The organism is Paenibacillus sp. NPDC057934 (genome assembly GCF_042887565.1).
GTDB lineage: Bacteria > Bacillota > Bacilli > Paenibacillales > Paenibacillaceae > Paenibacillus_AQ.
In genome coordinates this window covers 51568-67144 of the sequence record NZ_JBHVPB010000017.1, presented here as the reverse complement: position 1 = coordinate 67144, position 15577 = coordinate 51568, and the positions used below count along the sequence as shown (strand labels likewise).

The following is a 15577-nucleotide window of genomic DNA, read 5'->3' as shown; positions in this document are numbered from 1 at the left end:
TCCACGCGTACCCATCCCGAACACGACCGTTAAGCCCTCCAGCGCCGATGGTACTTGGACCGAAGGGTCCTGGGAGAGTAGGACGCCGCCAAGCAATTCAAACCATTGTTGAGTATTTCAACAATGGTTTTTTGCGTTGTGCAGACCTGTGGAAATGTTGTGGATAATTTCAGGAAAAGACAGAAAACTTACGCACATGTGGACACAATATCCTAAGATAGATCATCACATTTATGTGGATACAATGCACATTTATATAGGGTCGTCAAGTAAAAAGCTGAGTAATACACGGTTTTTGTGGATAAAAAATTGAATATGTGGATAAAATCCGGTAATTCGGGGATAACTCTTGGGATTGATGAAGCTTAGTCGTTGGAGAGCAAACTTTGAGGTTTGTGTCTGTGGATAAGTTGTTGATATACTCTTATTTTTATCTTTGAATTAGCAATGAAAGTTGGATGCCTGTATACTCACATTAGATCGATTATTGTACAGATGAGGTGAGTTAATGGAGATCAGGCAATTGAATTCCACTGAATTTGAGGATAGCTTAAGCTTATCCCAATATGCTTTTCAGTATAAACTTTCCACCGAAGACAAAGACAAGGCTCGAGAAAGATTCAAACCGGAACGAATTTGGGGGATTTTTGAGGACGGAACGCTTAGCGCCATGCTGACGCTGCTCCCACTCCAGGTCAACTTACAAGGCCGTACCGTATCTATGGGGGGAATTGCCGGTGTATCTACATGGCCGGAGAACCGTAGACAAGGACTTGTAGCCAAACTGTTGTCACATACGCTGGAGACCATGAATGAAGCAGGGCAAACCTTATCCTTTTTGCATCCCTTCCTAATCCCGTTCTATCGTAAATTTGGCTGGGAGATTTATTGTGAAACGAAGAATTATACTATTCCTGTCTCGAAGTTTCCTCGAAAAATCGATGTTAAAGGAATTGTTCGCCGCGATGTGCGGGTGGACCTTGAGCAGCTTGAACCATTATATGAGCGTTTTGCCTCGCGATATAACGGAACTCTCCTTCGAAGCAAAGACTGGTGGGAACACTCCGTTCTGAATGAGAATACACATCATGCGGTCTTTTATTCGCCAGAAGGTGATCCAGAAGGGTATATCCTATATAAGTTAGAGAATAGAGAACTGGTCATCAGGGAGTTTGTATATTTGAATGAAGCTTCGCGTCAAGCACTATGGACCTTCCTGGCTAATCATGACTCCATGGTGACTGGGGCAGCGCTAAAGCTTGTTCCAAGTGATGATATTCTGCCTTTCCTGCTGCCAGATCCTCGAATTACCCAGGAGAATCATCCTTATTTTATGGGCCGCATTGTGAATGCCAAGTCTTTTATAGAGGAGTATTCTTTCAGTGGACTAGCTTCTTCTGGTCAACTGAAGGTATTCATTGAGGATCAGCATGCGCCGTGGAATCATGGACTTTGGGAATGGCAGATTACAGACCAAGGGACGGCATCTCTGGAAAAGATTGAAGGAGAGGGTACACAAGGTGATGTGGTCCTCGATATTGGAACTTTGACGATACTACTGCTAGGGTACAAACGTCCCGTGGAAATGGCCAAGGTAGGTAGGTTGACCGGAAGTGAAATAGGAGTACAGTGGCTGGAGGATATCATCCCGGCACAGAAGACAGCTTTGTTTGACTTTTTCTGATCCTAATCATTCATATAAAACTCTAGCTCTTTCATGGCAATCGCTGTGAAGGGGCTTTTTACACCTCAAGATCGTATGATTTTAAGCTCGAGCTTCGAATACAATGATCACATTTTGTGAAAAATAAGAGTAGCCACTTGGCATTGCAAAAAAATATGTTATAATATTAAAAAAGTCAAAGAAAGTCAAAGTCAACGCAAGCTGAAATAAGAGGTATTTTGAACTTTCCACTGACTTACAGGGTATGTAGTTTCGAGCGCTAAGGTCACACTATAGTGTCTGTACCGTACCATGAAGTGACTACGACGGCTAGGATTCGCTGTTTTGTAGTTGGGTAAGTTTTTTAAAGACCGCTTTAATCGGACTGTTGACCCGCTTTCAATGGCGATATTGCAACATCAAGATTGGAATACTGGAGGATGAGTGATGCGTAATATCTCCGATATTATCGAACAATATCTGAAGAATATTTTGCATGAAAGTCCCGAAGGTACGGTGGAAATCCAGCGAAATGACCTGGCGGACCAGTTCTCATGCGTGCCGTCACAGATCAACTATGTCATCAGTACACGCTTTACTCTTCAAAAAGGGTACATCGTGGAGAGCAAGCGCGGAGGTGGCGGTTATATCCGGATTCAGCGTTTTGAGTTGCCTCAGAATGTGGCCTTGCATACCCATCTGAATCATACGATTGGGGCCGGAATTGATCAAAATACTGCCGAAGGGCTAATTTATCAGCTGGAGGAAGCCCGTTTTCTAACCCAGCGGGAAGCATGCCTGATGCGTGCTGCCATTTCCCGGGAATGCCTGACGGTTAAGCTTCCGTACCGGGATGAGATTCGTGCCAAGCTTATGAAGGCCATGCTAATCTCTTTATTGGGCAAATAAACGTCAATCCTAAGGGAGGGACTTTACCTTATGTTATGCCAGGAATGTGGCGCCAAGCCGGCAACGCTCCATTTTACCAAAATCGTAAATGGAGAGAAGACGGAATTTCATATTTGCGAGAGCTGTGCGCGTGAAAAGGGAGAACTGATTCCGGGGACAGCCGGAGGTTTCTCCATTCACAGTCTCCTTTCCGGTCTGCTTGATCTGGAGGGAGCCGGCAAAGAGAAAACCGCCGCTTCGCGAAACACACAGAGTCTGCAGTGTGAGAACTGTGGAATGACGTACTCCCAGTTCAGTAAACTTGGCCGCTTCGGCTGCAGCTCTTGTTACAAGTATTTCAACAGTGCCCTGGACCCGCTGTTCAAGCGTGTGCATGGTAGCACAGCGCATGTGGGCAAGATTCCGAAACGCGCTGGAGCACGGATTGTTTTCAGACGTCAAATCGACGAACTGAAGCTGCAGTTGCAGCAGAGCATCGCTCAGGAAGAGTTCGAAACCGCGGCTCATTTGCGGGATCAGATTCGTGAACTTGAAAAAGAAATCGCACAAGAGTAAAGTCTTTGATATATAGGGGGGATATGACATGTCAAGTCTCCGTTTTACCGAAAAAGCACTTAGTGACTGGATGCGCAGCGACGGTGACCATTCCGAGATTGTCATCAGCAGTCGTATGCGAATCGCCCGCAATTTGCAGCATCTCCCTTTTCCTCTGCTTGCATCGCTTGAGCAGTCGGAAGAGGTATTGGAACAGCTTAGTCCTGTGTTTCAGGGAGAGGCTGCAGCAGACTTTGGCGCTTTTCAGCTATTGAGGCTGGATGATCTGGAGGAACTGGATAAGAAGGTACTTGTGGAGAAGCATCTCATTAGTCCCAATCTGGCTAATGATTCTCGCGGTGGGGCCGTGATTCTGAACGACGACGAGTCGGTCAGCATTATGATCAACGAAGAGGATCATCTGCGGATCCAGTGTCTTTTCCCCGGACTCCATGTCAAGGAAGCATGGGAACGTGCCGCAGCCATTGACGATATCTTTGAGGCTTCAGTCAATTACGCTTTTGATGATAAAAGAGGATACCTCACAAGCTGTCCAACAAATGTTGGAACAGGTCTTAGGGCATCCGTGATGCTGCATTTGCCAGCTCTCGTCATGACGCATCAGATTAATCGTATTCTCTCGGCTGTGAATCAGGTGGGATTGACCGTAAGAGGAATTTACGGTGAAGGCAGCGAAGCAGTAGGGAACATCTTTCAGATCTCCAATCAAATTACCCTTGGACAAACTGAAAGTGAGATCATTGAGAACCTGCATAGCGTAGTGACTCAGATTATCGAGCATGAACGAAATGCCCGTGAGCGTCTGCTGGCCGATTCAGCGCTACGGATAACCGACCGGGTGATGCGTTCTTACGGTATTTTATCCTACGCAGCAGTGATGGAACTCAAGGAATCCGCTCAACGTCTGTCAGATGTCCGGCTTGGTGTTGATTTAGGTATCCTGGAAGGGCCATCGCTCTCCGTGCTCAACGAGCTGAATGTCAAGACACAGCCTGGATTTTTGCAGAAAATGTTTGGCGACGAGATGACATCTACCGAACGCGATATGTATCGGGCGAAGCTGCTCCGCGAAACATTGGGACCACAACATTAATTATAGATATTTAATATTCATGGAGGTGCAGGAGATATGATGTTTGGAAGATTTACGGAACGCGCACAAAAAGTGCTTGCTTTGGCTCAGGAAGAAGCCGTTCGTTTGGGACACAACAATATTGGGACAGAACATATTTTGCTTGGGCTTATTCGCGAAGGCGATGGCATTGCCGCAAAAGCATTAATCGGTTTGGGTCTGGGTCTTGAGAAGATTCAGGACGAAGTGGAAACACTGATTGGCAGAGGCCAAGAGCAGCCTACGAACATTGCTTATACTCCTCGCGCCAAGAAAGTTATCGAACTGTCGATGGACGAAGCCCGCAAGCTGGGTCACACGTATGTCGGCACAGAGCATATCCTGCTCGGACTTATCCGTGAAGGAGAGGGCGTAGCTGCTCGCGTACTCAACAACCTGGGCATTAGCTTGAACAAGGCTCGCCAGCAAGTACTGCAGCTTCTGGGCAGCAGTGAGGCGGCTTCCAGCCACACCGGTACTCCAGCCAATGTCAGCACACCAACGCTGGATGGTCTGGCCCGTGATTTGACGGCTTATGCCAAAGATGGCAACCTTGACCCTGTTATCGGCCGGAGCAAAGAGATTGAGCGCGTAATTCAGGTACTCAGCCGTCGTACCAAGAACAACCCGGTGCTGATTGGTGAACCAGGGGTTGGTAAGACAGCTATTGCCGAAGGACTGGCACAGAAGATCATTAACAACGAAATTCCCGAGACTCTGCGTGACAAACGTGTTATGACCCTGGATATGGGTTCCGTAGTGGCCGGTACAAAATACCGCGGTGAGTTCGAAGACCGCCTGAAGAAAATTATGGACGAGATTCGTCAAGCGGGTAACATCGTGCTCTTCATTGACGAGTTGCATACTCTCATTGGTGCAGGTGGTGCGGAAGGTGCCATTGATGCCTCCAACATCTTAAAACCGGCTTTAGCCCGTGGAGAGTTGCAGTGCATCGGGGCTACGACGCTGGATGAATATCGCAAATATATTGAAAAAGATGCTGCCTTGGAGCGCCGCTTCCAGCCGATTACGGTGGATCAGCCTTCTCCAGAGGAAGCTGTACAGATCCTGTTCGGACTGCGTGACCGTTATGAAGCTCACCACCGTGTGAAGATTACGGATCAAGCAATTGTAGAAGCTGTTAAGTTGTCTGACCGTTACATTCCAGATCGGTTCCTGCCGGACAAAGCGATCGACCTGATCGACGAAGCAGGCTCGAAGGTAAGACTCAATTCCTACACGATTCCGCCGAATCTGAAGGAACTGGAAAGCCGCCTGGATGATATCCGTAAAGAGAAGGATGCTGCGGTGCAAAGCCAGGAGTTCGAGAAAGCGGCTGCGCTGCGTGACACTGAACAGAAAATCCGCGAGGAATTGGATACCACTAAGAATCAGTGGAAAGAGAAACAAGGCCGTACCGATTCTGAGGTTACCCCTGAGGATATCGCACAGGTTGTGGCTAGCTGGACTGGTATTCCGGTCAGCAAGCTGAAGGAAGAAGAGACTAATCGCCTGCTGAACATGGAAGCTCTGCTTCATGAACGTGTGATCGGCCAGGATGAAGCGGTTAAGGCTGTCAGCCGGGCACTCCGCCGGGCGCGTGCGGGCCTTAAGGATCCGAAACGTCCAATGGGCTCCTTTATCTTCCTTGGACCAACCGGTGTAGGTAAGACAGAGTTGGCTCGTGCACTCGCTGAAGCGATGTTTGGCGACGAGAACGCAGTGATCCGGATCGACATGTCGGAGTACATGGAGAAGCATTCTACGTCCCGTCTGGTTGGAGCGCCTCCAGGATATGTAGGATATGAAGAAGGCGGACAATTGACTGAAAAAGTACGCCGCAAACCTTACTCTGTCGTCCTGCTGGATGAGATCGAGAAGGCGCATCCGGAAGTATTCAACATTCTGCTGCAAGTGCTTGAAGATGGTCGTCTGACTGACTCTAAGGGCCGTGTAGTCGACTTCCGTAACACACTGATCATTCTGACCTCCAACGTTGGAGCACAGGCGATCAAGAAGAATTCGACGCTTGGCTTCACCGCTGTACAAGATGCAGGAGCAGATTACAGCAATATGAAGGGCAAGGTTATGGAAGAACTGAAGAAGAGCTTCCGCCCTGAATTCCTGAACCGGATTGATGAGATCATCGTCTTCCACTCTCTGGAAGAGAAACATATTGCCGAGATCGTGACCTTAATGGCTGACGAGTTGCGCAAGCGGCTGCGTGAATATGACGTCGACTTTGTCCTTACAGATAAGGCCAAGGCGTTCCTGGCCAAAGAAGGATATGATCCTGCCTTTGGTGCTCGACCACTTCGCCGGGCGATCCAAAAACATATTGAGGACCGTTTGTCCGAGGAATTGCTGAAAGGCAATATCCAAAAAGGCGATTCGTTGACCATTGATGAGGTTGATAACGAGCTTGTAGTTAACCGGGAAGCCAAGCCGGAAAGCCTGTCTTTGGAAAAAGAAGTAGAAGCTGAATAAGAATTGTTATCCAAAAGCCCTCAATTCTCCGATAAGAGAATTGAGGGCTTTTTTTAAATATAAGGATTTATATGTTTTACGATATCAATCATCCTTATATTTCTCGATAAAACGGATAACGTCCCTTAGAGGACGATAAAGCAGTTTCTGCTTGCTCGAAAGCATTCTTTTTAGGAAACTCGCCCATCCTAACGACAAACAGGTGCAAATCGCTCCCGGAATGGCCTTTCGTTCAAGGGGCAGAAATGGTAAACTTTTATTGGCAGGAAATATTCTGTTTTTAACAAAAGTTCCGACAGTAAGGAGACGTCATGGCCAAAGCGAAAACAAAGTTTTACTGCACCGAATGCGGGTATGAATCACCCAAATGGTTTGGGAAATGCCCGGGCTGCCAGGCATGGAACTCCATGGTGGAGGAAACAGAAAGCGTAGTCAAAACCCAGGGCATGAGCGCCCCTATTTTTCATAGTAAAGAAAAAGCGCAGTCGATCATAAATATAGAAAGTGACAAGGAGCCGCGTATCCTGACAGGCATTGGCGAACTCAACCGTGTCCTGGGGGGCGGCATTGTGCCCGGCTCACTGGTGCTGGTGGGCGGCGATCCCGGCATCGGGAAATCCACGTTACTGCTTCAGACCTCACATGCATTAACGACGCAGGGGCTGCGCGTGCTGTATATCTCTGGTGAGGAATCGGTGCGCCAGACCCGTCTGCGTGCGGATCGCCTCGGGGCGTTGTCAGGTGAGCTATACGTGCTGTGTGAGACCAACATGGAAAGCATCGAGGAAGCCATAGAGCAGATCCAGCCGCAGTTCCTTGTCATTGACTCCATTCAGACCGTATTTTTGCCTGAAGTCACGAGTGCCCCCGGCAGTGTGACACAGGTTCGGGAATGTACGACAAGATTCATGCGAATCGCCAAAATCCGCGGGATTGCCACAGTGCTTGTAGGGCATGTCACCAAGGAGGGCGCCATCGCCGGACCGCGAATGCTGGAACACATGGTGGATTGCGTGCTGTATTTCGAAGGGGAACGCCATCATACGTACCGGCTACTCCGGGCGGTCAAGAACCGCTTTGGTTCTACCAATGAGATTGGCATCTTCGAAATGGGCGAGGGGGGACTCGTTGAGGTCGAGAATCCTTCCGAACTTTTCCTGTCAGAACGCCCGCTTGGGGTAGCAGGATCGACAGTCGTGGCCAGCATGGAGGGCACCCGGCCGGTGCTTGTAGAGCTGCAAGCCCTTGTCGCAGCAACACACTTTCCGTCACCGCGGCGAATGTGTACGGGGATGGATCACCAGCGGATGGCGCTGATCATCGCCGTGCTGGAGAAACGGATGGGCATGTTCTTACAGAATCAGGATGCCTATCTCAATGTAGCCGGTGGCGTGAAGCTGGATGAGCCAGCGATTGATCTCGCCGTGGCAGTCAGCATCGCCTCCAGTTTTCGGGATATTTCGACTAAACCGTATGATGTGTTCTTCGGGGAGGTTGGTCTTACCGGTGAGGTGAGAGGTGTGTCGCGTGCGGAAACACGTGTTAAGGAAGCTGCAAAACTTGGCTTCCGGCGGGTCATCATGCCTGAGAAGAGCATGAAGGGCTGGAAGCACCCGCAGGATATTCAGATTATTGGCGTCAGCACCGTAGCAGAGGCACTATCGGTCGCGTTAGATTAGGGGGCACAGGGACATGAAAGAAAACCTATCAGATAATATGAATGATCTGCTCAGACTGGCGGCACCTGGTACACCTTTCCGGGAAGGGCTGGAGAACGTACTACGAGCCAAGACCGGCGCGCTTATCGTCGTTGGATACAGTCCAGAGGTAATGGCAGTTGTAGACGGCGGATTTTCCATTAATTGCGATTTTTCGCCAAACTATTTGTATGAGCTGGCCAAGATGGACGGGGCCATTATCCTAAGCGAGGATCTTAAGCGGATACTGTATGCCAACACACAGCTAATCCCGGACTCCTCGATCTCCTCCATTGAGACAGGAATCCGCCACCGGACAGCTGAGCGCGTAGCCAAGCAAACGGGGAAACTGGTGGTCTCCATCTCCCAGCGCCGAAACATTATTACGCTGTACCAAGGCTCTATCCGTTATGCCCTGAAGGAGATCGGCGCTATTCTTGCGAAAGCCAATCAAGCCATTCAGACACTGGAGAAGTACAGAGCAGTTCTGACTCAAGGTCTGACCAACCTGTCCGCTTCCGAATATGAGGGGATTGTGACAGTAGCGGAAGTGGTTGGGGTTATCCAACGGGTGGAGATGGTGCTCCGAATTAAAATGGAAATCAAACGCTACATCAATGAATTGGGCAATGAAGGCCGCTTGATTAGCATGCAGATGGAAGAACTGGTCGGAAATACAGAGGAAGAAGCATGGCTTTTGTACAGAGACTATGCAAGGGAAGAACAAGAGGAAAAGATCCGCGAAATTATTGCCGGGCTTAAACGGGCGTCGGACGATGAACTGATGGACGATAACCATATCGCCCGTCTGTTGGGTTATTCCTCCACAGCTGTTGCTTCGGAAGAAGTGGTGACACCGCGCGGTTACCGCCTGCTTAACAAAATTCCGCGACTGCCGAATGTGATCATTCACAATCTGGTGGAGCGCTTCGAGATGCTCCCTAATTTAATGACGGCCAGCATCGCAGAATTGGACGAAGTTGACGGAATTGGTGAGGTGCGAGCCCGCAATATTCAGGATGGGTTAAAACGTTTACAGAAACAAGTGCTTATTGACAGACAAATGTAAATATCATACAATCACGTAATATTAGTGATGCAGAGGCTCAAAGTTAGAATGTAGAGGTGAAGAATTTGATACAAAAATCAATTCCGAGTCTGTTTACCATTGGTAACCTGATGCTCGGAATGTTTGGGATCATGATGGCGCTGGATGGAAAGGTTAGTATGGCTGCGATCATGGTTATTATTGCAATGTTACTTGACGGTCTGGATGGCCGTGTGGCTCGTGCCCTCAAGTGTGAGAGTGAATTCGGCAAGGAGCTCGATTCATTGTCGGATATCGTATCGTTCGGGGTTGCTCCCGCGTTGATTATGTATATGACGAGTTTGCAGGACCTCAATTCGGCATTAGGTTGGACGGTTACTGCTATTTTCCCGGTGTTCGGCGCACTTCGCCTAGCCCGTTTTAACGTACGCCCGGGAGTTCCCGGCTATTTTATCGGTTTGCCAATACCTGCCGCTGGTGGCGTTGTCGCCACATTGGCGCTTTTCCATAAAGATGTGTCCCCTGGATTCATGATTGTGGCGACTCTGCTCTTATCTTATCTAATGGTAAGTACGGTGAAATACCCGAATTTCAAAAAGATTGGTCTGCCTAAGAAAGCAATGATTGGCGCGCCGCTGGTGATTGTCGTGGCCGTGGTCGTGGCCGTGATTTTCCCTGAACAAATTGCTAAACTGATCTTCGTACTGTTGGGTCTTTATGCGCTATACGGCTTTAAGCAGAATCTCGATCGGTTGACAGCAAGACGCCGCCACCGCCGCAGAAGACGTTCTGAAGACAAAGTGTATCATTCCAAGAACGGCTAACAGCAGGAGCTTACAGTTACTAAGTAGAATTTGGCGATATGAGAAAGGCTTTGCAGTCCTGTGAGGACAGCAGAGCCTTTTCTTTGTGAATACAAAAAACGGATACCGTCTAATGAAGGCGGTACCCGTTTTCTTTTTATATGCGGAACCTTATAAAATGGCGGTGTTTCGAAACATGAATTACAAAGAAAAGTGAAAAGCAGCCCAATTACTTGAGTCTAGGATAGATTGAACAATCCCAACGTAGCACATTTTTGTGATTCCTTTTCTACAACCTCGTCCATATTGATATCAAGTAAATTGCAGAGGGCGGACATGTAAAACAACTCACGGCCGAGTTCGGAGCCGATTACCTCCCGGCAATTCTCACACAACTGGCCCTCTACGTGGGTACCGGCGAGCTCTTTTGCATGTTCTAGCCCGGAACCGGGCTCAAAAACCTGTTTCGTGGCATGCAGCTGAATGCAACCGCATTCTGTAATGGCTTTGACAACGGCGCGGTTGACGGATGCACTGCTCTGTCCGTTCTTGGACAGCACATCCAGCAGACTACGGTGACGGAGCAGCAGTTCGGAGACTTGATCCTGAAAGGCCTGTAAACTTAGTGCGCTCATTTCCATTCACCCCTGGGTTCGTAATTGAGTTCATTATATGCCAGGGCATCCACTATTTTCAACCCGGAAGTAAGACCTCCCGTTGCAATCGTCCTATATAAATCTATTGCGCAGAAAAAATAACGGCACCCGCGATTATCGTCCTAAAAATTGGAACATACTGGTGAGGAATACATCATTTTAGGATGAATATAGAAGGAGGTGCGCAAGTTATGTGGAAAAAATTGATTTTGTCCTTCGTTGCAATATGCGGGGGCTGGGGCGGTTATTCGTTATATCATGCGGCAGAAAAAAGTTTTCCTATAGGTGCAGGGAGACTGGCAGATAGTCTGCCGGTGGAGGGAAGCATTTTATTCGCGGTGCTGGGAGCCATTATTTTTCTGATTGCGGGAACATTGAGCGCAGAATGGGGAGGTGCAAAGCTACGGGAGGCGGTTCAGTTCTGCTCACGTGTGCCCATGAATGAGCTTGCTGCAGGAGCCGCTGGTTTGACCGGAGGTCTGGTGCTGTCAATTCTGTTACATCCAGCTATGGGTTGGCTGGGAAAGGGCGGACAACTGCTTCAGGTAGCTGCTACGATTGCCTTGGGGTATATGGGAATGCGGATCGGGCTGGAGAAAAAGCAGGAACTGGCCAAGTTGTGGACCAGTGGTCGCTTCGGGCAAGCGGACGAGCCAGAAGGCCGCGGGCTGGAGGAACATAAGATTCTGGACACCAGTGTAATCATCGACGGAAGGATTGCCGATATCTGCAAGACCGGATTTATTGAAGGAACAATTGTCATTCCTGAATTTGTCCTGGAGGAACTGCAGCATATTGCCGACTCTTCCGATCTGCTGAAGCGTAACCGCGGACGACGTGGACTAGACATTTTGAACAAAATCCAAAAAGAGCTGGATGTTAAAGTCCTGATCTATGAGGGCGATTTCGAAGAGATCTCCGAGGTGGACAGCAAGCTGGTCAAGCTAGCCAAGGTGCTGCGCGGCAAAGTTGTCACCAACGATTTTAACTTGAACAAAGTGTGTGAGTTGCAGGGGGTATCCGTGCTTAATATCAATGATCTTGCTAACGCAGTGAAGCCAGTCGTGCTTCCCGGAGAAGAGATTATTGTCCAAGTCATCAAGGATGGCAAGGAGCATGGTCAGGGAGTGGCTTATCTCGATGATGGAACGATGATTGTCGTAGAAGGCGGACGTGAATATATTGGTACGACGATGGAAGTTCTGGTGACCAGTGTTCTTCAGACCTCGGCCGGCCGGATGATCTTTGCCAAGCCGAAGCTGCTGGAGAAGGCACAATAAGTCTGAACATCACCTGTACAAGCTCTGAAATGGGTTGGAAATGCCGGTCAAACACGTTATGATGGGGGTATACGTGAAAGACAGGAGCTTAGGGAATGTCAAACAGTGTGGGCGTCGTGATTGTGGCGGCAGGCAAAGGAACACGGATGGGGACGGCAGAAAGCAAGCAGTACTTGCTGCTGGAGGGCAAACCGATTGCTGTACATACGCTGGAGGTGTTCCAGCGGCATGAGCGGATCTCCGAGATCGTCCTCGTTACCGGGGCTGAGGATATGGAGCGATGCCGGGAATGGACTGCATCCTATAAGCTGGACAAGGTTAAGGCGATTGTTCCAGGCGGCTCCGAGCGACAGCATTCAGTGTACCGTGGACTACTGCAACTGAACACCGAATGGGTAATGGTTCATGACGGTGTCCGGCCGTTCGTGCATCCTAGCGAGATTGAGGCCTGTTACCAGCAGGCACTTCAGAGCGGAGCTGCTGTGTTAGCTGTGCCGGTCAAGGATACGATCAAGCAGGTGGACAGCGGGGGGACCGTAGTGTCTACACCGGATCGGCGAAGTCTGTGGGCGATTCAGACCCCGCAGACTTTTCGTCTGTCTGATTTGCTGATGGCCTATGAAGCGGCAGAGCAGGATGGATTTCTCGGTACGGATGATTCCAGTCTGGCCGAACGCGCCGGTATTGCTGTGTCTGTAGTAGAGGGCAGCTACAGGAATATTAAGATTACGACGCGTGAAGATCTTGATTTTGCGGAATTCACAGAAAGAACCAGGGGAGAGGGAGACAAATGATTGCTGTAGGACAAGGGTTTGATGTGCATCAGTTGGTGGAAGGCAGGCCGTGTATTATCGGTGGAGTGACCATCCCATATGAAAAGGGGCTGCTGGGCCACTCCGATGCCGACGTGCTGCTGCACGCGGTCAGCGACGCCATTCTGGGCGCACTGGGGCTGGGGGATATTGGCCGTCATTTTCCGGATACTGATCCGGCTTTCAAAGACGCGGATAGCTTGAAACTGCTGGAACAGGTGTGGGCGCTTGCGCGGGAGCGGGGCTACAAGCTTGGGAACATTGATTCCACTATTATTGCCCAAAAGCCGAAGATGGCACCGTATATTCCACAAATGACGGAAATTATCGCGCGTACACTGGGTGCAGAGAGCACTCAGGTCAACGTTAAAGCAACCACTACGGAGCAGCTCGGCTTTGCCGGACGCGGCGAGGGGATAGCAGCGCAATCTATTGTCTGTCTGCTTAAAGATGTGATATCATCATGAGATGGCTGAACCAGAGAATTTAATTTTTAACAACATGAGCGGAGGGATTGAAATGGCGGATGAAATCCGGGTGCGCTACGCACCGAGCCCTACGGGACATTTACATATCGGAAACGCCAGAACGGCGTTATTTAATTATTTGTACGCCCGCAACAAGGGCGGGAAATTCATTATCCGGATCGAAGATACGGACGTGAAACGCAATATCGCCGGAGGCGAGGAAAGCCAGCTGAAATACTTGAAGTGGCTCGGTATTGAGTGGGATGAAAGTATTGATGTGGGTGGCGAGTACGGACCTTACCGCCAAACAGAGCGGCTGGATCTGTACCGTGTTCACTGGCAGGACTTGCTGGACCGTGGACTGGCTTATCGCTGCTATTGCACGGAAGAGGAGCTGGAAGCAGAACGCGAAGAGCAGACGGCTCGGGGCGAGACTCCGCGCTATTCCGGCAAGCACCGTGATCTGACCGAGGAGCAACGCCTTGCGTTTGAAGCCGAGGGACGTGTAGCGAGCATCCGCTTCCGGGTGCCGGAAGACCGGACGTACACTTTTGATGATATCGTTAAAGGCAGTATTTCTTTCAATACGAAGGAAATGGGCGACTTTGTTATTGTGAAAAAAGACGGAATTCCAACTTACAACTTCGCGGTTGCGGTGGACGACTATCTAATGAAAATCTCGCATGTGCTGCGCGGAGAAGACCATATCTCCAACACGCCACGCCAGCTGATGATCTATGAGGCACTGGGCTGGGAACCGCCGTTATTCGGGCATATGACATTGATTGTTGGCGAGAACCACAAGAAGCTCAGCAAGCGCGATGAATCGGTTATTCAGTTCATTGAGCAGTATGACGGGCTCGGATATTTGCCGGAAGCGATGTTCAATTTCATTTCTCTGCTCGGCTGGTCGCCGGAAGGGGAAGAGGAAATCTATAGCCAGGAAGAACTCATCCGTATCTTTACGTCGGACAGACTGTCCAAGAGTCCAGCTGTTTTCGATACAAACAAGCTGGCCCACTTGAACAACCATTATATTAAAAATGCCGATCCGAAGCGGATTGCCGCGCTGGCCATTCCTCATCTGCAGCAAGCGGGAAGACTTCCTGCCGAACTTAACGAAGAAGAGCAGGCTTGGGCAGAAAGCCTGGTAGCCCTCTATCAGGAACAACTAGTGTCGGCTTCCGATATTGTAGGCCTGTCAGAGTTGTTCTTCCGCAGTGACCTGGAGCTGGAAGCGGAAGCCGCTCAGGTACTGGCGGAAGATACGGTCCCTGTAGTGCTATCTGCATTCTTGGCGAAGATTGAAGGTGCCTCCGAGTTCAATGCAGCTCATATCGCTGTTTTGATCAAGGAGGTACAGAAGGAGACCGGAAATAAGGGCAAAGCGCTGTTCATGCCGATCCGTGTCGCATTGACTGGACAAACACATGGCCGTGATCTCAATGCCACGATTGCCCTGCTGGGTCAAAATCGGGTCATTGAACGCTTGAAATTGCAGATTAAAGGAGCCTAAGCGTTGCTGGGCGATTGCGGACTGCCCCTTGTCAGTCCTTCATCTTTTCGCTAAGATAGAAGAATACTATAATAGCTGTGATCAGGAAAAGTACGTGCAATAAGGCAATTGCCAGAGAGAATAACCGCGAAGAGTTCAACCTTTTCAGGCTGAGAGTTATTCATTTGTCTGCCACGGAACATGCGCCTGTGAGCTGCACGGCTGAGCGTCCTTTTGCAAGGGTTCGTTAGGTTGCGCCGGCACGTCCCCGTTATGGACGCCAAGGGGGACGGAGAACCTGCTGCAATGATATTCACGGCAGTCGAGAACTCGTCCAAGCAGAGTGGAACCGCGTCTTAACGTCTCTGCAGCATTATGCTGCAGGGGCGTTTTTTATTGATTTTCCATAATGGCAGTAGGAAATGATTGTTTGCGTACGGACAGTCAAAGCAGGTAATGCGGCATATGCTGGAGCAGAGGGTTATTGAAGGAATTGGGACATTTCCGCGTGTGTCTTATAGAAGCTTTTTATTATAGAGAGACAGACAGGTTGTTGTTCCAGAAGACATTATCTTCCGCGCAGACCTGTAAGCA

General features: G+C 49.5%; 13 protein-coding genes and 1 rRNA gene. 13 read left to right on the top strand and 1 reads right to left on the bottom strand.

Going from position 1 to position 15577, the window contains the following annotated elements; all coding sequences use genetic code 11:
* From rrf to pssA, 9 genes are all read left to right on the top strand, one after another.
* Positions 1-94 (top strand): 5S ribosomal RNA (rrf, locus tag ACFVRY_RS27865); the annotation flags it as partial.
* A 414-nt stretch (positions 95-508) separates the two neighbouring features.
* On the top strand, positions 509-1684 hold the full coding sequence (locus tag ACFVRY_RS27860; protein ID WP_387503517.1) for a GNAT family N-acetyltransferase: 1176 nt from the start codon (positions 509-511) through the stop codon (positions 1682-1684).
* Positions 1685-2110: 426 nt separating this feature from the next.
* Positions 2111-2572, top strand: a complete 462-nt coding sequence (locus tag ACFVRY_RS27855; protein WP_066367794.1) for a CtsR family transcriptional regulator — start codon at positions 2111-2113, stop codon at positions 2570-2572.
* A gap of 30 nt (positions 2573-2602) precedes the next feature.
* Positions 2603-3127 carry a protein-arginine kinase activator protein McsA gene (gene mcsA, locus ACFVRY_RS27850; RefSeq protein WP_387503516.1) on the top strand — a complete coding sequence of 175 codons (525 nt, stop codon included), beginning with the start codon at positions 2603-2605 and terminating at the stop codon, positions 3125-3127.
* Between the two features lie 28 nt (positions 3128-3155).
* Positions 3156-4220, top strand: a complete 1065-nt coding sequence (gene mcsB, locus ACFVRY_RS27845) for a protein-arginine kinase McsB (RefSeq protein WP_387503515.1) — start codon at positions 3156-3158, stop codon at positions 4218-4220.
* A 36-nt stretch (positions 4221-4256) separates the two neighbouring features.
* Positions 4257-6725: an ATP-dependent protease ATP-binding subunit ClpC gene (clpC, locus tag ACFVRY_RS27840; RefSeq protein WP_387503514.1), complete on the top strand. Its 2469-nt coding sequence runs from the start codon at positions 4257-4259 to the stop codon at positions 6723-6725.
* Between the two features lie 311 nt (positions 6726-7036).
* On the top strand, positions 7037-8404 hold the full coding sequence (radA, locus tag ACFVRY_RS27835; protein WP_066367772.1) for a DNA repair protein RadA: 1368 nt from the start codon (positions 7037-7039) through the stop codon (positions 8402-8404).
* A gap of 13 nt (positions 8405-8417) precedes the next feature.
* Entirely contained in the window at positions 8418-9491 is a 1074-nt protein-coding gene (gene disA / locus ACFVRY_RS27830; RefSeq protein WP_066367769.1) for a DNA integrity scanning diadenylate cyclase DisA, read from the top strand.
* A 65-nt stretch (positions 9492-9556) separates the two neighbouring features.
* The gene (pssA, locus tag ACFVRY_RS27825; protein ID WP_175370365.1) at positions 9557-10294 is read left to right on the top strand and encodes a CDP-diacylglycerol--serine O-phosphatidyltransferase; all 738 of its coding nucleotides are present in this window, start codon (positions 9557-9559) and stop codon (positions 10292-10294) included.
* 218 nt (positions 10295-10512) lie between these two features.
* Here pssA and ACFVRY_RS27820 read toward each other — a convergent pair whose 3' ends face one another.
* Positions 10513-10908 (bottom strand): nucleoside triphosphate pyrophosphohydrolase family protein, encoded by a 396-nt coding sequence (locus ACFVRY_RS27820; protein WP_379469902.1) that lies wholly within the window; start codon positions 10906-10908, stop codon positions 10513-10515.
* A gap of 212 nt (positions 10909-11120) precedes the next feature.
* On the opposite strand from ACFVRY_RS27820, the gene ACFVRY_RS27815 reads away from it, so the two are divergent.
* The 4 genes from ACFVRY_RS27815 to gltX all read left to right on the top strand — a co-directional run bounded on the left by ACFVRY_RS27815 (position 11121) and on the right by gltX (position 15004).
* Entirely contained in the window at positions 11121-12209 is a 1089-nt protein-coding gene (locus ACFVRY_RS27815; RefSeq protein ID WP_387503513.1) for a PIN/TRAM domain-containing protein, read from the top strand.
* A 95-nt stretch (positions 12210-12304) separates the two neighbouring features.
* Positions 12305-13003 (top strand): 2-C-methyl-D-erythritol 4-phosphate cytidylyltransferase, encoded by a 699-nt coding sequence (gene ispD / locus ACFVRY_RS27810; RefSeq protein ID WP_387503512.1) that lies wholly within the window; start codon positions 12305-12307, stop codon positions 13001-13003.
* Entirely contained in the window at positions 13000-13488 is a 489-nt protein-coding gene (gene ispF, locus ACFVRY_RS27805) for a 2-C-methyl-D-erythritol 2,4-cyclodiphosphate synthase (protein WP_387503511.1), read from the top strand. Before ispD ends, ispF begins: the two co-directional genes overlap by 4 nt.
* Positions 13489-13540: 52 nt before the next feature.
* Entirely contained in the window at positions 13541-15004 is a 1464-nt protein-coding gene (gene gltX, locus ACFVRY_RS27800; protein ID WP_387503519.1) for a glutamate--tRNA ligase, read from the top strand.
* The last annotated feature ends 573 nt before the right edge of the window (positions 15005-15577 follow it).